18 protein-coding genes are annotated in these 18,115 nt (G+C 74.6%); 6 read left to right on the top strand and 12 right to left on the bottom strand.

Annotated elements, in window-relative coordinates:
• Positions 1–23: 23 nt before the first annotated feature.
• Positions 24–392, top strand: coding sequence for a hypothetical protein (locus ACI796_RS06870; RefSeq protein ID WP_456940504.1), 369 nt, complete (start codon positions 24–26; stop codon positions 390–392).
• A 469-nt stretch (positions 393–861) separates the two neighbouring features.
• Here ACI796_RS06870 and ACI796_RS06865 read toward each other — a convergent pair whose 3' ends face one another.
• Positions 862–1,293, bottom strand: a complete 432-nt coding sequence (locus ACI796_RS06865; RefSeq protein ID WP_456940483.1) for a DUF6220 domain-containing protein — start codon at positions 1,291–1,293, stop codon at positions 862–864.
• Positions 1,294–1,384: 91 nt separating this feature from the next.
• Between ACI796_RS06865 and ACI796_RS06860 the strand changes: the two genes are divergently transcribed.
• On the top strand, positions 1,385–2,737 hold the full coding sequence (locus ACI796_RS06860; protein WP_456940482.1) for a DNA polymerase IV: 1,353 nt from the start codon (positions 1,385–1,387) through the stop codon (positions 2,735–2,737).
• The gene (locus ACI796_RS06855) at positions 2,734–3,321 is read left to right on the top strand and encodes a class I SAM-dependent methyltransferase (RefSeq protein WP_456940481.1); all 588 of its coding nucleotides are present in this window, start codon (positions 2,734–2,736) and stop codon (positions 3,319–3,321) included. Before ACI796_RS06860 ends, ACI796_RS06855 begins: the two co-directional genes overlap by 4 nt.
• On the opposite strand, the gene ACI796_RS06850 is transcribed toward ACI796_RS06855, so the two are convergent.
• Positions 3,314–3,577: a hypothetical protein gene (locus tag ACI796_RS06850; RefSeq protein WP_456940480.1), complete on the bottom strand. Its 264-nt coding sequence runs from the start codon at positions 3,575–3,577 to the stop codon at positions 3,314–3,316. The two genes, ACI796_RS06855 and ACI796_RS06850, sit on opposite strands and share 8 nt — an antisense overlap.
• Positions 3,578–3,682: 105 nt before the next feature.
• Positions 3,683–4,855: a PucR family transcriptional regulator gene (locus ACI796_RS06845; RefSeq protein ID WP_456940479.1), complete on the bottom strand. Its 1,173-nt coding sequence runs from the start codon at positions 4,853–4,855 to the stop codon at positions 3,683–3,685.
• 103 nt (positions 4,856–4,958) lie between these two features.
• On the opposite strand from ACI796_RS06845, the gene ACI796_RS06840 reads away from it, so the two are divergent.
• Complete coding sequence (locus ACI796_RS06840; RefSeq protein WP_456940478.1) at positions 4,959–6,059, top strand: ferredoxin reductase; 1,101 nt, start codon at positions 4,959–4,961, stop codon at positions 6,057–6,059.
• Between the two features lie 28 nt (positions 6,060–6,087).
• Positions 6,088–7,302 (top strand): fatty acid desaturase family protein, encoded by a 1,215-nt coding sequence (locus tag ACI796_RS06835; RefSeq protein WP_456940477.1) that lies wholly within the window; start codon positions 6,088–6,090, stop codon positions 7,300–7,302.
• A gap of 67 nt (positions 7,303–7,369) precedes the next feature.
• Here the strand turns inward: ACI796_RS06835 and ACI796_RS06830 are convergent, their stop codons facing one another.
• From ACI796_RS06830 to ACI796_RS06790, 9 genes are all read right to left on the bottom strand, one after another.
• Complete coding sequence (locus ACI796_RS06830) at positions 7,370–9,250, bottom strand: Ig-like domain-containing protein (protein ID WP_456940476.1); 1,881 nt, start codon at positions 9,248–9,250, stop codon at positions 7,370–7,372.
• 145 nt (positions 9,251–9,395) lie between these two features.
• Complete coding sequence (locus ACI796_RS06825; protein WP_456940475.1) at positions 9,396–9,851, bottom strand: (2Fe-2S)-binding protein; 456 nt, start codon at positions 9,849–9,851, stop codon at positions 9,396–9,398.
• Positions 9,852–9,861: 10 nt separating this feature from the next.
• Entirely contained in the window at positions 9,862–12,105 is a 2,244-nt protein-coding gene (locus tag ACI796_RS06820; protein WP_456940474.1) for a molybdopterin cofactor-binding domain-containing protein, read from the bottom strand.
• A gap of 251 nt (positions 12,106–12,356) precedes the next feature.
• A complete protein-coding gene (dnaB, locus tag ACI796_RS06815) occupies positions 12,357–13,721 on the bottom strand; it encodes a replicative DNA helicase (protein ID WP_456940473.1) in 1,365 nt (454 codons plus the stop codon).
• A 590-nt stretch (positions 13,722–14,311) separates the two neighbouring features.
• Positions 14,312–14,758, bottom strand: a complete 447-nt coding sequence (gene rplI / locus ACI796_RS06810) for a 50S ribosomal protein L9 (protein WP_456940472.1) — start codon at positions 14,756–14,758, stop codon at positions 14,312–14,314.
• An 11-nt stretch (positions 14,759–14,769) separates the two neighbouring features.
• Entirely contained in the window at positions 14,770–15,006 is a 237-nt protein-coding gene (gene rpsR, locus ACI796_RS06805; RefSeq protein ID WP_073422051.1) for a 30S ribosomal protein S18, read from the bottom strand.
• A 102-nt stretch (positions 15,007–15,108) separates the two neighbouring features.
• On the bottom strand, positions 15,109–15,591 hold the full coding sequence (locus tag ACI796_RS06800) for a single-stranded DNA-binding protein (protein ID WP_456940471.1): 483 nt from the start codon (positions 15,589–15,591) through the stop codon (positions 15,109–15,111).
• A gap of 2 nt (positions 15,592–15,593) precedes the next feature.
• Positions 15,594–15,881 (bottom strand): 30S ribosomal protein S6, encoded by a 288-nt coding sequence (rpsF, locus tag ACI796_RS06795; RefSeq protein ID WP_456940470.1) that lies wholly within the window; start codon positions 15,879–15,881, stop codon positions 15,594–15,596.
• 147 nt (positions 15,882–16,028) lie between these two features.
• Positions 16,029–17,117 (bottom strand): hypothetical protein, encoded by a 1,089-nt coding sequence (locus ACI796_RS06790; RefSeq protein WP_456940469.1) that lies wholly within the window; start codon positions 17,115–17,117, stop codon positions 16,029–16,031.
• A gap of 141 nt (positions 17,118–17,258) precedes the next feature.
• Between ACI796_RS06790 and ACI796_RS06785 the strand changes: the two genes are divergently transcribed.
• The gene (locus ACI796_RS06785) at positions 17,259–18,077 is read left to right on the top strand and encodes a deoxyribonuclease IV (RefSeq protein WP_456940468.1); all 819 of its coding nucleotides are present in this window, start codon (positions 17,259–17,261) and stop codon (positions 18,075–18,077) included.
• Positions 18,078–18,115 lie beyond the last annotated feature (38 nt).

The raw sequence follows: 18,115 nt of genomic DNA, 5'->3' as shown, positions 1-18,115 counted from the left end.
CGCTAGCCTGCGACCCCGTGATCATGGTCGCGGCCGTCGGTACCGCCCTGCTCGCCGCCCTCGCCGTCTTCCAGCTCGCGCTGGCCGGCGGCGCGCCGCTGGGGCGGTTCGCGTGGGGCGGGCAGCACGTCGTCCTGCCGCCGCGGCTGCGGGTGGGCAGCGTGGTGTCGATCGGGGTCTACGCCGCCGTGGCGCTGCTGGTGCTGCAGGCGGCCGGGGCCGTCGACCTGCTGCCCCGCGGGCTCGTCGAGGTCGGCATGTGGGTCCTGACCGGGTACTTCGGGCTGGGCGTGGTCCTCAACGCGATCTCCCGGAGCCGGCCCGAGCGGCTGGTGATGACGCCCGTGGCGCTCGCGCTGGCCGCCGTCTGCCTGGTGCTGGCGCTGGGCTGAGCGGCGCATCCGCCCGTCCCCCACCGCGGAAGGAGAGGGGGAGGGAGGACCGATGGCACAGGTGCGGGACGTCCCCGGCGGCTTCGCCGCGGACACCACGACGAGCGACCCGGACGCCGTCTGGCGCCGCTGGACCGATCCCGGGACGTGGGGGGAGTGGGACCGCGGGCTGCGCGGCGCCGCGCTCGACGGGCCGTTCGGGCCGGGCACCCGCGGGGTGCTCACCGGCCTCGACGGCCGGCGCTCGCGGTTCGTCGTCCGGGAGGTGGAGCCGCGGCGGCGGATCGTCGTCGACGTGCCGCTGCCCGGTGGGGCGATGATGCTGACCCGCAGCCTGGCCGGTGCGCGCCCGGAGCACGCGGTCACCTTCCGGGGTCCGCTCGGCGCCCTGTGGCGGACCGTGTTCGGGCGGCGGTTCCGGCCGCTGCTCGGCCCGACCGTCGAGGCGGTGGCCGGCGCCCGAGCCGCGCTACGCACCCGGGCCGGAGGAGAGCCGGCGGGCCGCCGAGGTGTGGAGGAAGCCGGCGATCCCGAGGACCGCCAGCCCGCTCACGGCGTGCAGGCCACCCCAGACGGCCCCCTCGTCGGCCAGTGCCCTCAGCAGGCTCTGGCCGACGAAGGTGAGCAGGGCCAGCACCAGGGCGAGGACGACGTCGCGGGTGCCCGCGCGGGCGACCAGCGCCAGGACGAGCACGACGGCGGACAGCGCGGGGATCACGGTGAAGCCGTTGGTCACGTGGGCGTCGAAGCTCCCGCCGAAGGTGCCGAGCCCGGCGAGGAAGAACTGCACGACGACGGCGAGCAGCAGCAGGGCCAGCGCCAGCCGGTAGGCGACCAGCGCGCCGTGCCGCGGTCCGCCGGCTCGTGCCCGCGTCGTCGTCGGGGTCTCGGGAGCGGTCATGGCGGCCTCCTGACGGGTGCCTGCCGGCCAGGGTCCGGCGGCTCCGGACCGGCGTCCAGGGTCTGTCGTCCCGGCGTAGGACGATGGGGGCGTGCGGCAGGAGGCGAGCGTCCTGCACCTGGACCTGGACGCGTTCTTCGCCGCCGTCGAGCAGCGCGACAAGCCCTCGCTGCGAGGCCGGCCGGTGGTCGTCGGCGGCACCGGCGGGCGCGGCGTCGTCGCGACGGCGTCCTACGAGGCCCGCGCGTACGGCGCCCGCTCGGCGATGTCGACGGCGGAGGCGCGGCGCCGCTGCCCGCCCGGGACGGCGTTCCTCGGCGGCCGGTTCGCCGCCTACCGGCGGACCTCCGACGTCGTCATGGAGCTGCTGCGCGAGCTGTCGCCGCTGGTCGAGCCGGTGTCGATCGACGAGGCCTACGTCGACCTCGCCGCCGGCCCCGGGCACGACCTGTCCGTCGAGGGCGTCACCGCGCTCGCCCGCGGGCTCAAGGCCCGCATCGCCGAGGCCACCGGCGGGGTGACCGGCTCGGTGGGCGTCGGCAGCTCCAAGCTCGTGGCCAAGATCGGCTCCGACCTGGACAAGCCCGACGGCCTCGTCGTCGTCGCGCCCGGCACGGAGCTGGACGTGCTGCACCCGCTGCCGGTCACCCGGCTCGGCGGCGTGGGCCCGGCGACGGCGGAGCGGCTGCGGCAGGTCGGCGTCGCGACGGTGGCGCAGCTGGCCGCCAAGTCCCTGCCCGACCTCGTCGCGCTTGCCGGGAAGGCGCACGGCAGCGGGCTGTACCGGCTGGCGCGGGCCGAGGACGACCGGCCGGTGGTCGCCGAGCGCGAGGCCAAGTCGGTGTCGCACGAGGAGACCTTCGAGCGGGACCTCACCGACCTCGCCGAGCTGAACCGGCTGATCGACTCGATGGCCACCCGGGTGGGCGCGCGGCTGCGGTCCTCGGCGCTGTCCGGGCGCACCGTGACGCTCAAGCTGCGCCGCTACGACTTCACCACGCTCACCCGCTCGCAGACGCTGCCGCAACCCACCGACGACGCCCGCCAGGTGGCCTCGATCGCCCGGCGGCTGCTCGTCGAGGCCGGCACCGGCGGGGGCCTGCGGCTGATCGGCGTCGGCGTCTCGGGCCTGTCCCAGTACGCCCAGGGCGACCTGTTCGCCGACGACGACCCCGGCGCGCCCGACGAGTCGGAGGCCGACGCCGTCCTCCAGGAGGCCGCCCGGACCGCCGGCCCGGCCGACCGGCGGTGGTGGCCCGGGCAGGACGTCGTGCACGACGACCACGGCCCGGGCTGGGTGTGGGGCCGCGGGCTGGGCCGGGTGACGGTGCGCTTCGAGGGGCCGCTGACCCCGCCCGGCCCGGTGCGGACCCTGACCGCCGACGACCCCGCACTGCACCCGGGCGACCCGCCGGACTGGCGGCCCACGACGATGGAGCCGTGAGCGAGAACCTCTGGCTGCGGATGACCGAGGCCGACCCGGGGCACTCGGCGGCCTACGTCAAGCGGTTCAAGGACCTGGCCGCCGGCGGGATGGACATCGTCGGCGAGGCGCGGCTGGTCGACGCGATGCTGCCGCGGCGGTCGCGGGTCCTGGACGCCGGCTGCGGCCCGGGCCGGGTCGGCGGCCACCTCGCCGCGGCCGGGCACGACGTCGTCGGGGTCGACGTCGACCCGGTGCTGATCGCCGCGGCGGAGGAGGACCACCCGGGCGCGCGCTGGCTGGTCGGCGACCTGGCCACGCTCGACCTGCCCGACCGGTTCGACGCGATCGTGTGCGCGGGCAACGTGGTCACGTTCCTCGCGCCGTCCACCCGGACCGAGGTGCTGCGGCGGTTCCGGGCGCACCTGGCCGACGGCGGGCGCGCCGTCGTCGGCTTCGGCGCCGGGCGGGACTACGCCTTCGACGCGTTCCTCGCCGACGCCCGCGCCGGCGGGCTGGAGCCGGACCTGCTCCTGTCGAGCTGGCACCTGCACCCGTTCACCGCGCAGTCGGACTTCCTGGTCGCCGTCCTCCGGGTCAGCTGACCCCGGCGAGCCGGCCGACCACCCGCAGGCCGGCGTCGAGGTGGACGACGAGGGTCGCGCCGTCGGCGCCGCGCAGGTGCGCCGCGAACAGGCCCGCGGCGTCGACCTCCAGCCACTCGATGGTCGCGCCGGGCGCCTCGGCGAGCGCGGCGGCGGCCACCTCGACGGCGACGTCGGCGGTCAGCTCCGGCGGCAGCGGGCGGCGCGGGGTGCGCACCCAGGCGTGCCGGCCGACGGTCTCGGTGCTGCGGTACACGGTGGCCTCCTCGGGGTCCGGCAGCGGGGGTGCCGCCGTGCCCCCGAGACTCGGCCGCCCGCCTGGGAGCCCCCTGGGGACGACGTACGAGTTCCCCCGGGCGACTCAGCGGCAGCCGAGGGCGAGGGTGAGCTCGAGGACCGTCTGCGGGTCGTCGAGGTGCCTGCCGAACAGCTCCCGCAGCTGCCCCATCCGGTAGCGCACCGTCTGCGGGTGGACGAACAGCTCCGCGGCCACCTGCTCGCGCCGGCCGTGGTGCAGCAGCCACGAGCGCAGCGTCTCCACCAGCTTCTCCCGCGGGCCGGGGCCGAGGCCGTCGAGCGGGGCGAGCACCTGCGCGCGCAGGTCGGCCAGCGCCTCGCCGTCGGCGCGCAGGACCAGGTCGGCCAGCCGCTGCTCGGTGTCCACGGGCGCGTCGCCGTCCGGGGACAGGCCCACCTGCAGCGCCCGCAGCGCCCGCGAGTACGACGAGCGCGCCTCCTGCCACGGCCGCGCCGGCCCGACGACGGCGTCGCGGCCGGAGAGCACCTTCAGCAGCGCCGCGCGGGCGAACCCCTCGGCGTCGGGCACCAGCAGCACCGCCCGCTCGGTCGAGGGCTCCGCCCCGGGCAGGTCCTCGCCGGCCTGCAGCGTGCGCGCGTCGAGCACCGCCGTCGCCTCGCGGACGCCGGCCTCGGACAGCAGGACGGCGGTCAGCGTGCGCGGCGGCGTCCAGTCCGCCCGCTCGGCTGCGGTGATCAGCTCGTACGGGGGCGCGCCGGTGACCAGCAGCTCGGCCAGCCGCTCCAGGTGCCGCCGCCGCACCCGGCCGCTGGCCGCGAGCTGGTCGGCGTGCCCGGAGGCGCTCGCCGCCGAGAGCTGGTCGATGTAGGCGAACACCAGCTCGGCGAAGCGGGCCAGCGCCGCGGCGGGCATGCCGGCCGCCACCGCCGTCTCGCTCAGGTGCCGCCAGGCCACCCGGGCGCCGACCCGGTAGGCCGACAGCAGGGCGTCCATCGACCGGCCGGTGCGCGCCTCCCCGCGCCCGAGTGCGTAGGCGCTCTCGATCGCGGGGTCCACCGGCCGGCTGGCGTCCGCCCCGCCGGTCGCGAGCTCCAGGAAGCCGCCGAGGGCGAGCTGGACGGCGTTCTCGATCTTGCGGCCCATGGGCCCGCGGAAGGCCTCGGCGTAGCTGGGCACCTCGACGACGATCGCCGCGACCGTCCGCTCGGCGACCGACGGCAGCTCCGTGCGCATCGCCGCCGCGACGTCGGCCGCGAAGGTCTCCTGCACCGTCACGTGACCTCCTCGTGACCTCACTTGTTCGCCGAGGACAGTATCCGCGCCCACGTTCACGTCGAGGGCACAGGTGATTACGCGCTCCGCAGGGAACTGTAGGGACATGACCGCGACCGTTCCGCGCCCTTCCCCGGCCCGGCCGGCCCTGAAGGCGCTGCGCGACCGCGCCCTGCGCCTCGCCGAGCTCGTCACCACCCCGCTGCTGCCCGCCGACTACCTCGACCTGGTCGACCCGCTGCGCGCCGGCGCCGACCTGCGCGGACGGATCGAGGCGGTCGTGCCCGAGACCCGCGACGCGGCCACCGTGGTCATCCGGCCCGGCGCCGACTGGCAGGCGCACCGGCCCGGCCAGTACGTGCGCATCGGCATCGACGTCGACGGCGTCCGGATGTGGCGGGCCTACTCGATCACCTCCGACCTCGGCCGCACCGACGGCTGCTTCACCGTCACGGTGAAGGCCATCCCCGGCGGCAGGGTCAGCAACCACCTGGTCCGCAGCACCCGGCCGGGCACGATCGTGCAGCTCGACCAGGCCACCGGGGACTTCTGCCTGCCCGAGCAGCGGCCGGCCAAGGCGCTGTTCGTCACCGCCGGCTCCGGCATCACCCCGGTGATGGGGATCCTGCGCAACCACCCCGAGCTCACCGACGTCGTCCTGGTGCACTCCGCGCCCACGCGCGACGACGTCGTCTTCGGCGCCGAGCTGCGGCAGCTGGCCGCCGACGGCCGCCTCCGGCTGGTCGAGCAGCACACCGACACCGCCGGGATGCTCGACGCCGCCGCGCTCGCCGCCCTGGTCCCCGACCTCGCCGAGCGCGCCACCTGGGCCTGCGGCCCGGTCGGCATGCTCGAGGCGCTCGAGGAGCACTGGGCCGCCGCCGGCATCGCCGACCGGCTCTACACCGAGCGGTTCCGCCCGAAGGTGCTCGTCACCGGCGAGGGCGGCACGGTCACCTTCACGAGGAACGGGTCGTCGCTCGAGGCCGACGGCGCCACCCCGATCCTCGACGCCGCCGAGGAGGCCGGCGTCCTCATGCCCAGCGGCTGCCGCATGGGCATCTGCTACGGCTGCGTCCTCCCGCTGCGCGAGGGCGCCGTCCGCGACCTGCGCACCGGCGAGGTCACCACCGCCGCCCCCGGCGACGGCGTCCTCGTCCAGACCTGCATCAGCGCCGCCGCCGGCGCCTGCGACATCGACCACTGACCGCCTCCCGACCGAGGAGCCGCACCACATGACCGTCCTGCAGAAGAAGTCCGACAACCCCATCGAGCACCTCACCCCCGAGGACGTCGAGCTCATCGGCAAGGAGCTCGACGAGATCCGCCAGGGCGTGATGGACAGCCGCGGCGAGTCCGACGCGCGCTACATCCGCAAGGTCATCGACGTGCACCGCAAGATCGAGCTGGGCAGCCGCGCCGTCCTGCTGGCCTCGGGCTTCCCGCCGGCCTGGATCGCCGGGACCATCGGCCTGTCGATCGCCAAGATCCTCGAGAACATGGAGATCGGGCACAACATCCTCCACGGGCAGTGGGACTGGATGCGCGACCCGAAGATCCACTCCACGACGTGGGAGTGGGACATGGCCAGCCCGGCCGAGCAGTGGAAGCACTCGCACAACGAGCTGCACCACACGTACACGAACGTGATCGGCAAGGACAACGACCTCGGCTACGGCATCATGCGCGTCGACGAGGACCAGCCGTGGGTGCCGATGTACCTCGGCCAGCCGCTGTGGAGCTTCGTCAACGCCTGCTTCTTCGAGTACGGGATCGCCGCCTACGACCTCGAGCTCGGCGCGGTCATCGCCAAGAAGCAGACCGGCGACCCGGACTTCCGCCGGCGCGCCAAGCAGGTGCTGGTCAAGATCGGCCGGCAGGTCCGCAAGGACTACCTGATCCACCCGCTGCTGTCGGGCCCGAACTTCGTCGCCACGCTGGCGGCCAACTTCACCGCCAACATCGTGCGGAACCTGTGGTCGAACTCGGTCATCCTCTGCGGTCACTTCCCCGAGGGCGTCGAGACCTTCGAGAAGAAGTCGATCGACGGCGAGACCCGCGGCGAGTGGTACCTGCGCCAGATGCTCGGCTCGGCCAACATCTCCGGCTCCAAGGCGATGCACATCCTGACCGGGAACCTGTCCCACCAGATCGAGCACCACCTGTTCCCGGACCTGCCGAGCAACCGGTACGCCGAGATCGCCCCGAAGATCCGCGACCTGTTCGACCGCTACGGCCTCAACTACCACACCGCGCCGCTGCCGCAGCAGGTCGGCTCGGCCTGGCACAAGATCATCCGGCTGTCGCTGCCGAACGGCTGGCTGCAGAACACCACCGCCCGCAACCTGCCCTCGCAGCTCGGCAAGCTGTGGAAGATGACGACCGGCAAGCCGCGGGTCCGGCGGGCGCTGCTCCGCGAGCAGGCCGCGATGGCCGCCGCGGCCGCCTGATCCACCGCGCACGCAGAGGGGCCCGGGACGCGACGGCGTCCCGGGCCCCTCGTGTGTCAGCCGGCCGTCAGGAGTTGAGCGGGAGCAGGACCCTCGGGTCGGCGACCGGGACCTCCCACACGTCGCCCGCAGCGTCGGGATCGACGACCTCACCCCGGCCCAGGAAGGCCGCTACCTGCGTCTGCCCCTGCAGTGCCGCCGGGATGCTCGGCTGCAACAGGAACGAGTGCGGGTTGTTCGCCGCGTTGGTCGTCCGGTCGTTGCGGTAGAGGCTGGTCCGCGACCACAGGTGCCCGGCGTCGACGAGCGTGTACGACGTCGGGTTGGGCACCGTCCGGTCACCGAAGGCGACCTGGACCAGCACCCGCTGCGGGTCGATGAGCGGCGCGAAGGTCTCCGGGCTGCCCGGACGGGCGAGCCACGTGGACCGGGCCAGGTACTCCTGGATGGCCGCCGCACCCTGCACGGTCAGGGTCACGGGGCCCTCGCCGCGCAGCGGCATCTGCTCGGTGAAGCCGCCGACGCCGCCGTTGAGCAGTCCGACCGCACCCAGCGCCTGCGCGGTCAGGCCCCGGAACGACGGGGAGAGCCGCGAGATCTCGGTGATCGGGCCGCCGGGCACGTTGAGCACCGAGCGGGTCACCGCCGGGTCGGCCCCGGTGAGCATGGTGCCGTAGATGCCGCCGAAGCTCTGGCCGAAGTACGTCACGTCCCGGCCGGAGAGGTCCGCCGTCCCGTCACCGTCGACGTCCGTGCCGCCCACCGAGCGGACCAACGTCATGATGTCGGCCGCCGTCTGGCGCAGGGCGTCACGGGAGGAGACCGCGGCGGACGCGCCGGTCGCCGACGATCCCTCGGTCGAACCGATCAGGACGTCCTCGTCCTGCTGGTCGACACCACGGCCGTAGCTGGGCAGGCGCCGCTCGCCGGCGGCGGTGGTGATGACCCACTCACCGTCGGGCCCGAGACCGTGGCCGACCACGTTGGTACCGATGGTGGCGATGCCGCGCTGGGCGTTGGTGACCGCCGCGGCGAGGACGTTGGCGTCCGAGCCGGTGAAGCCGTGCCCGAAGACCGCCACCGGCCAGCCGCCGGCCGGCGCGGTGCCAGGGGGCAGCACGGCGACGAAGGGCAGCGTCGCAGCGCTGACCGGCGCCGGCCCCGCGTCGCGCGTGGGCGTCTGCTCGATCGTCACGTCCGGGCGCAGCCAATTGGGCGCCTGGTACGAGCCGAACGCCAGCGTGGCACCGCCGGGCAGCAGTGCGGTCACCGGCTGCGTCACCGCCGCCGAGTTGGTGGGACCGGTGTCCTGGGCGAGGGCAACCCGGGTGCCGGCGACGGGGAAGGCGCCGTCGGTGTGCAGACCCGGGGTGATGTCCAGCGCGGTGAAGGCGCTGCCGCTGTCGATCTGCCGCTGCAGGTCCTGCAGGCCGTCGGTGGCCGACAGGGTGGTGAAGGTGTCCCGGGTGGCCTTGATGGTCGGGCCGCCCTGCACCTCGACCCGGTAGGTCGTGCCGGGCGCGAGCTGCTGTGCCGGGTGGGCGTACAGCGTGTTGGTGGCCGGGTCCCAGACGACGCGGTCGACGCCGGTCCGCCAGCCGCCGCGGTCCTCCTGGATCGTGATCCGCGCGGCGGCCGTCGCGGCGTCGACCGGCTTGCTGAAGCGGATCGCCAGCCGCGGGTCGAGGTCGAAGCCGTCGAGCCGGTTGAGCTGCTGGACCAGGCCGCAGCTGATCGGGGCGCCGCAGTCCGCGGTCGGCAGGTCCACCCGCCGGCCGGTCAACTGGGCGGGGTCGCGGACGGTGAGGGTGTCGGAGGGGAAGACCGAGACCGGCTCGGCCTTCTGCGGGTCGGCCAGCGCGGGGGTCGCGGTGACCGAGAGGGCGGCCGTGAAGGCCAGCGCGCCGACGATCGACGTCGTCGCGCGGTGCCAGCGTCGTTGCTGCAAGGCGTCTCCAGGTGGGGGGAAGGGGGCGCCTCTTCCTAGTCTGCGGTGACTCGGATCACAAGATGATCATCCACAACCGCAGGTCAGGCCGGTCCTGCCCCGTCCGGGGCCGGGAGGACGCCCTCCCGGCCCCCGGACGGAGCGATCACAGGCGGGCGGCCGCGGCCTTGATCGCCTCGCGGATGCGGACGTACGTGCCGCACCGGCAGACGTTCTGGATCTCGTCGATCTCCTCGTCGGTGGGGTCCGAGGTCCGGCGCAGCAGCGCGACCGCCGCCATGATCTGCCCGGGCTGGCAGTAGCCGCACTGCGCGACGTCCTGCTCGAGCCACGCCTCCTGGACCGGGTGCAGCCGGTCGCCGTCGGCCAGGCCCTCGATGGTGGTGACCTCGCGGCCGGCGGCCTCCGCCGTCGGGGTGACGCACGGGCGGATCGCCTCGCCGTCGAGGTGGCTGGTGCAGGCCTTGCAGACGTCGATGCCGCAGCCGTACTTGGGCCCGGTGACGCCGAGTCTGTCGCGCAGCGCCCAGAGCAGGGGCAGGTCGGCGGGGGCGTCGACGGTGACGGTCTCGCCGTTGAGCCGGAAGGTGTAGGTGGGCACGGGGCGCTCCTCAGCGGGGGAAGGGCTCGAAGTCGACGGGGAAGACGAGGGGGAACGACCGCGGCTTCGTCCCGGTCGCGCGGGCGTAGGCGTTGGCGACGGCGCCGACCGCGGCCGGGACGCCGAGCTCGCCGGCGCCGCCGGGCTCGTCGCTGCTGTCGACGACGAACACGCGGACGTCGGGCGGTGAGTCGGCCTGCCGGGTGTAGTGGAACTGGCTGTAGCTGCCCTCGAGCGGCAGCCCGTCGACGACGTGCAGGCCGGCGCGCAGCGTGGTGCCGATGGCGTCGGTGAGGCCGCCGAGCATCTGCGCCTCGAGCCCGCGCGGGTTGACCGCCTTCCCGACGTCGACGGCGATGGTCGCCCGGGTGACCCGCGGGCGCTGCGGGTCCCGCGCGTCGATCTCGACCAGGCAGGCGGTGCAGCCCTTGTACTCGGCGTGGAAGCCGAGGCCCTGCGCCCGGCCGCGCGGCATCCGGCGCCCCCACTGGCCCTCCCGGACGACCGTGTCGAGCACCGTGCGGTGGCGGTCCTCCTTGAGGAAGCGGCGGCGGAACTCGGCCGGGTCCCGGCCGGTGGCCGCGGCGAGCTCGTCGACGACGACCTCCTCGGCCCCGCGGGTGTTCGCCGAGTAGACCGAGCGCCAGCTGCCGGTGTGCATCCGCAGCGGCACCTCGGCCAGCGTCTGCGTGGTGACGCCGAAGTGGTACGGCGAGTGCACGGTGGTGGCGAAGACCGTCTGCGCGAACGAGAGGTTCCCCCCCACCGGCAGCTCCGCGGCCACCGACGTGAGGATCTCGCCGAGGCCGTGCCCGAAGTCGGTCTCCACGCTGGCCACGCGGTGCTCGAAGGTGAGCACGTCCCCGGCGGCGTGCGTGGCCCGGATGCGGTGGTGGCTGGCGGCGCGGGCGCGGCCGTGGCGCATGTCGTCGATCCGCGACCACAGCAGCTTGACCGGCCGCCCGGTGGCCTTCGAGACCCGCGCGGCCTCCAGGGCGGCGTCGGAGAACAGGCGCCGGCCGAACGAGCCGCCGCCCTGGACGACGTGCACGGTCACCCGGGACACCGGCAGGCCGAGCTCGGCGGCGATGGCCTCCTGCGCGACGATCGGCGACTTCAGCGGCGACCAGATCTCCGCCCGGTCCGCGGTCACGTGGGCGATGGCGCAGTTGGGCTCCAGCGGCGCGTGGCTGACGAAGGCGAAGTCGAACTCCGCGTCCACCGTCCGCACCAGCAGGCCGGGCGCCAGTGGCGGCGGGGTGACCGCGCGCAGCTTCCGCCGGATCGACTCGTCGTCCTCGTCGTCGACCGTGCCCGGCCCCCAGGTGGCGCGCACGGCCGCGACGGCGTCGCGGGCCTGGCCGAAGGTCTCGGCGAGGACGGCGACCCCGGTCTGCACCACGGCGACGTCGACGACGCCCGGCATGGCCCGGACCTCGGCCTCGTTGTCCAGCGACCGGACGGTGCCGTTGATCGAGGGCGGGCGGCGCAGCATGGTCGGCAGCGCGCCGGGGACGACGTCGAGGTCGAGGGTGTAGCGCTGCCGGCCGGTCACCATCGCGCGGGCGTCGGTGCGGCTGGTGGGCGTGCCGACCACCCGCTGGGCCGCGGCCGGCTTGGGCGCGGCGAGCGCGACGGCGAGCGTCCGGTCGGCCGCGGCGGCGGACAGCTCGCCGTACGTGGCGGTCCGCCCGCCGGGGCCGCTGACCACGCCGTCGGTGACGGTGAGCGAGGCCGGGGTGGTGCCCCAGCGGAGGGCCGCGGCGGCCAGCAGCCGGGCGCGGGCGACCGCGGCCGCCCGCCGGACCGGGCCGTAGACGCTGCGGATGGTGTTGGAGCCGCCGGTGAGCTGGTTGAACACGAGCTCGGGGCGGGCGTCGGCGAGGGTGACGTCGACGCGGTCCAGCGGCACGTCGAGCTCGTCGGCCAGCAGCATGGCGACGGCGGTGGTGATGCCCTGGCCGACCTCGGCGCGGGGGAGGGCCAGGCCGACCCGGCCCCGCTCGTCGACGGTGACGACGATGAGGTCCTCGGTGGGCTTCCCGGCGAGGATCAGCACGTCACCGAGGTCGAGGAGCTCGGCCGGCGCGGGCAGGGACGGCAGCGCCTGCGCGGTGGCCGGGCCGGCCACCTCGGCGACGACCTGCGCCGCGACGGCGAGCGTCGGCGCGGCGACGAGGTAGGTGAGGAAACGGCGGCGGCTGTGCGTGGGCGCGGGCGCGTCGGTGCGGGGGTGCTCGGGCAGGGTCGTCACGCGATGGCCTCTCGACGGGAAGCGGTCGATCGAGGACACGGCCGGGCTCGGCGGTGCTCGGCCCGGACCAACGAGCGGGCGCGACCGGGGTCACGACGTTGCAGTGCGACGGTGCGTCGTTGCAACGTCGCGCTCGGTGATCCACGTGGAACACCGCGGACGCACGGAGGGCCCGGGACCGTGACGGTCCCGGGCCCTCGTGCGCGTCGGTGCGGCCGGTCGGTCGGCTGTGCCGACTCAGTTGGCCATGCTCAGTTGGCCATGTCGACGAAGCGGCTGTAGTGGCCCTGGAAGGCGACGGTGACGTTCGCCGTCGGGCCGTTGCGGTGCTTGACCAGCATGATGTCGGCCTCGCCGGCCCGCGGGCTCTCCTTCTCGTACATGTCCTCGCGGTGGATCATCATGACCATGTCGGCGTCCTGCTCGATCGAGCCGGACTCGCGGAGGTCCGACAGCATCGGCTTCTTGTCCTGACGCTGCTCGGACCCACGGTTGAGCTGCGACATCGCGATGACCGGGACCTCGAGCTCCTTGGCCAGCAGCTTCAGCGCCCGGGAGAACTCCGAGACCTCCTGCTGGCGGCTCTCGACGCGCTTGCCCGACGTCATGAGCTGGAGGTAGTCGATGACCACGAGCTTGAGGTCGTTGCGCTGCTTGAGCCGCCGCGCCTTGGCCCGGATCTCCATCATGGTCATGTTCGGCGAGTCGTCGATGTAGAGCGGGGCGTCGGCCACCTCGCCCATCCGGCGGGCCAGCTTCGACCAGTCCTCGTCGGACAGCGTGCCGGCGCGCATGTGGTGCAGCGGCACCTTCGCCTCGGCCGACAGCAGACGCATGGTGATCTCGTGCTTGCTCATCTCGAGCGAGAAGATGACGGCCGGCATGTGGTGCTTGACCGTGGCCGACCGCGCGATGTCCAGCCCGAGGGTCGACTTGCCCACACCGGGACGGGCGGCGATGACGACCATCTGCCCGGCCTGCAGGCCGTTGGTCAGCTCGTCGAGGTCGCGGATGCCGGTGGGCACGCCGCGGGCGGTGCCGCCACGGGAGGCGATGGCGTCGAGCTCGTCCATCGTGGGCTGCAGGACGTCCTCGAGGCGCGAGTAGTCCTCGCTCATCCGCTTCTCGGTGACCTCGTAGATCTCCTGCTGCGCCCGGTCGACGATGTCGTCGACGTCGCCCCGCCCGCCGGCCGCGCCGTAGCCCAGCTGCACGACGCGGGTGCCGGCCTCCACCAGGCGGCGCAGGGTGGCCTGCTCGGCGACGATCTGGGCGTAGTAGCCGGCGTTGGCCGCCGTCGGCGTCGAGGCGATGAGCGTGTGCAGGTACACCGCGCCGCCCATCTTGGACAGCTGGTCGGTGCGGTTGAGCTCCGCGGCGACGGTGATCGCGTCGGCCGGCTCACCCCGGCCGTAGAGATCGAGGATGCAGTCGTAGATCACCTGGTGCGCCGGCCGGTAGAAGTCGTTGCCGGTCAGCTGCTCCACGACGTCGGCGATGGCGTCCTTGCTCATCAGCATGCCGCCCAGCACCGACTGCTCGGCCGCGACGTCCTGCGGCGGCTGCCGGTCGTACTCCGGCGCCGTCGCCTGCGGCCGGCTGAAGTCGTCGGCCACCGCCACCTGGGTACCTCCCTCTCCTCGTGGGCACGCGCGCGCGTACAGACCCCGGCCGCCCGGCCGGGGCCCGGTGGGGGAAGCACCAGGACGCCTCGCGTGCCACTCGAACACGCGTTCGAGGACATCACTACCCGGAGCCACCGACAGTTCGTGGTGGTCCGGCGCAGGAGACGACGTTAGGAAGCGGGGACGGACCCGTCCAACACCCGTGTGGGCCGCGTTCTGCACAACTTGTGGACAAGTCGGTGGACAGCCGGAGTCGACATGTGGAGACGGGGAGGACACCGGCCGGTCGTGCCGCGGTCTCGCGGGCGTCACCTGCGTCCCGGCCACCCACCGGCTGTGGACACGAGAAAGTCGGCGCGCCGGGGGCTCCGGGCGTGTCGTGTCGTCCCGCCCGGCGCAGCCGTCACAGGCGCCCGCCGGCACCCGGGGCCCGGCCACGACGGCCGCCGTCCGCGGTGTCCGCCGCCTCCCTGCCGCCGTCCGGGACCCCGGGGTCCCGGGAGGGCGGGCACGGCCCGGAGACGCCGCGAGGGGCGCCGGACGGTTGTCCGACGCCCCTCGCGGGCGGTGCTGCGGCGTCCTCAGCCGGCGACGACCTCGATGGGGAGGGTCGTCGTGACCTCCGGGTGCACCCGCACGGTGACGGTGTGCTTGCCGGTGGTCTTGATGCTGCTCGGCAGCTCGATGCGGCGGCGGTCCAGCTCCGGGCCGCCGGCGGCCGTGACGGCCGCGGCGACGTCGGCGGTGGTGACGCGGCCGAACAGGCGGCCGCCGTCGCCGGCGCGGGCGGGCACCCGGACGGTCAGGCCGGACAGGCGCCCGGCCACGGCCTGGGCCTCCTCGAGCGACCGCACGTCGCGGGCGGCACGCGCCCGGCGCAGCGACTCGACCTGCTTCTCGGCACCGCGGGTGGCGACGATGGCCAGGCCGCGGGGCAGGAGGTAGTTGCGGCCGTAGCCGCCCTTGACCTCGACGGTGTCACCGGAGGACCCGAGACCGGTGACCTCCTGCGTCAGGATCAGCTTCATCGTGCTCATGGTCAGCGCGCCGTCGAGGTGTAGGGCAGCAGGGCCATCTCACGGCTGTTCTTGACGGCCGTGGCGACGTCCCGCTGGTGCTGGCTGCAGTTGCCGCTCACGCGGCGGGCACGGATCTTGCCGCGGTCGGAGATGAACTTCCGCAGCAGCGTCGTGTCCTTGTAGTCGATGTAGGTCGCCTTGTCCTTGCAGAACTGGCAGACCTTCTTCTTGGGCTTGCGCACAGGGGGCTTGGGCACTGGGTTCTCCAGGTACGGCTAGAGCGTGGTGAGGTGGTGGACCGGCCCCCTCGCAGGGGCCCGCGCCGAGCGGAGCGAGGCGTGGGGGCGAGGGGGTCCTTCTCAGAAGGGCGGCTCGTCGGACGGGCCGGCGGGCGTCGACCACGGGTCGCTCGCGCCGCCGCCGAAACCGCCGCCACCGCCGCCGCCGAAACCGCCACCGCCGCCGCCACCCTCACCGCGCGAGGCCCGGGTGACCTTCGCGGTGGCGTAGCGCAGCGAGGGACCGATCTCGTCGACCTCGAGCTCGACGACGGTGCGCTTCTCGCCCTCCTTGGTCTCGAACGAGCGCTGCTTGAGGCGCCCCGAGACGATGACCCGCGAGCCGCGGGTGAGGGACTCGGCCACGTTCTCGGCCGCCTGCCGCCAGACGTTGCAGCGGAGGAACAGCGCCTCGCCGTCCTTCCACTCCTGCGACTGCCGGTCGAAGGTGCGCGGCGTCGAGGCGACCGTGAAGTTGGCGACCGCGGCCCCCGACGGCGTGAACCGCAGCTCCGGGTCGGAGGTCAGGTTGCCGATGACGGTGATGACGGTCTCGCCGGCCATGGTCAGTGGACCTCGGGCCGGATCAGCTTGGTCCGCAGGACCGACTCGTTCAGGTTGAGCTGACGGTCGAGCTCGGCGACCGCGGCGGGCTCGGCCTGGATGTCGACGACGGCGTAGATGCCCTCGACGTGCTTCTCGATCTCGTAGGCCAGGCGGCGCCGGCCCCAGATCTCGGTCTTGACGGTGCCACCGCTGCTGGTGACGACGGTCAGGAACCGGTCGAGGGAGGGAGCGATCGTGCGCTCCTCCAGGTCGGGGTCGAGGATGACCATCAGTTCGTAGTGACGCACGGAGAACCCCACCTCCTCTGGTCTGTGGCGGCTGCAGGACGTCTGCAGCAGGAGGGTCGTACACGCGTCGCGCGCCCTGCCTGCCTCGGACGGCACGCGGGACGCGCCCCCCGAGGGTACCAGCGCGCCCGCCGGCTCCCGCCGGGGTCAGCGGGAGCGGGCCGCCCGGGAGGTGCGGACCAGCGCGGCGGTGCTGCCGGCCAGCGCGACGACGGCGACCAGCGCGGCGAACGGCAGGGCCGGGCCGGGGGAGGCGCCGTCGGCGCTCACCGTGCTGCTCTCCTCCTCCAGCGCGCCGCCGTCGAGCCCGCCGAGCTCGCCGAAGACCGGCACCGCGGCGCCGTCGTAGCTGCCCGCGACCCCGCCGGAGCCGTCCGTGCCGCCCCCGCCGGGGCCGGACGCGGCACCGGAGGGGGAGCCGGCCCCGGGCAGCCGCGACGGGTCGAAGGCCGCGGACCCGCCGCCGGAGGGCGCCATCCGCGCCGCGCCGCCGCCGAGGTCGTAGGAGTAGGCGTCGCCGTCGATCCCCTGCGCGGCCGCGGGGACGTCCGGGGCGGTGGCCGGGGCCTGCGGCGCCTCCGGGGTGGTGGGCACCGGTGCGGGCAGCGACGGCAGGGAGGGCAGCGGGACGTCGACGGTCGGCAGCTGCGGCAGGTTCGCCGAGGGCAGGTCCGGCAGCGGCAGCAGCGTGTTGACGAGGAACGGCGTCGGGACGCCGATCTGCACCGTCGTCTGCCGGCCGTCGTAGGTGACCGGCTGGGTCTGCGGCAGCGTGCTCAGCGCCCGGGTGGTGACGGTGGTCAGCACGCTCCCGACGATCGAGGTGTTCGGGACGACGACCCGGTACGTGTAGGTGATCGTGCAGGTCAGGCACGTGCTGGCGAAGCGCTCGGTGACGCTCGCGTCCTTCGGCAGCGGCTTGGGACCCGAGGGCAGGCCGAGCGTGACGTCGGTGAACACCTGCGCGGTGACCAGCGAGGGCAGCAGCCCGGCGCCGCCGACCCGCACCGTCTTGGGCTCGATCCGGTTGGTGAAGGTGACCGTGCCGCCGGGGTCGACCGAGACCAGCGGCGGGGTGAGGTCGCGGATGTCGACGGTGGCCGACGGGGCGGCGCTCGCGGCGGGCGGCAGCAGGACCGCACCGCCCAGGACGGCGGCCACCACGAGCGCGAGCGCGGCGAGGAACCGCCGCGCGGCCCGCCGCACCGTGCCGGTGGTCGCCGTCCCCGTCGTCATCCCCTGCGTCCCCTCCGTCTGCGTGCCCGTGTCGTGGCGCACGCCACCGCCGGCGCGTGTCCGCCGTCACGGTCCCCAACGAGCACGTGACCTGCGCGATACGGGTGGGTCCCCGTCCGGGGCGGAACTACTGTCGCCGGGGTGGCAGAGCACCCGATCGGCGTACACGTCGGCCCCGGCCTGACCGAGGACAACGAGCTGGACGCGGGCGGGCCGCTGGCCCGGGCCGCGGAGATGGACGCCGACGGCGTGCAGGTCTTCCTCGGCGACCCGCAGGGCTGGAAGGCGCCGCCGCCGCGCCCGGACGCCGAGGACCTGCTGGCCTCCGACGTCGCCGTCTTCGTGCACGCGCCGTACGTGCTCAACGTGGCCTCGACCAACAACCGCATCCGCATCCCGAGCCGCAAGAACCTGACGGTGCAGGCGCGGGCGGCGGCGGCGATCGGCGCCCGCGGGATGGTGGTGCACGGCGGGCACGTGCTGGCCAAGGAGGACCCGGCCGCCGGCTTCGACAACTGGCGCAAGACCTTCGTCCGCCAGGCCGAGGACGGCGGGTTCCCGCTGCCGCTGCTCATCGAGAACACCGCCGGCGGGGACAACGCGATGGCCCGCGAGCTCGGTGCGGTGGCCCGGCTGTGGGACGCCGTCGGGGAGTTCGGCGCGGGCTTCGTCCTCGACACCTGCCACGCCTGGGCCGCCGGCTGGGACCTCGCCACCGCGGTCGACGACGTCCGCGCGGTCACCGGCCGGCTCGACCTCGTGCACCTCAACAACAGCCGCGACCCGCACGGCTCCGGCCGCGACCGGCACGCGCCGCTGACCGCCGGGGGGATCCCCCTGGAGCTCCTGCTCGAGGTGGCGCGCGCCGCCGACTGCCCCGTCGTCCTGGAGACGCCCGGGGACGCCGCCGCGCACGCCGAGGAGGTCGCGCTCGTCCGCGCGGCGCTGCGGGGGGCGTAGGAGGCGATCCGCACGCCCGGACGCCCGGGACGTGCGGA

The organism is Geodermatophilus sp. SYSU D00525 (genome assembly GCF_054050475.1).
Note: the sequence above shows the minus strand (reverse complement) of the source record. Positions and strands in the feature narration are given on the sequence as shown.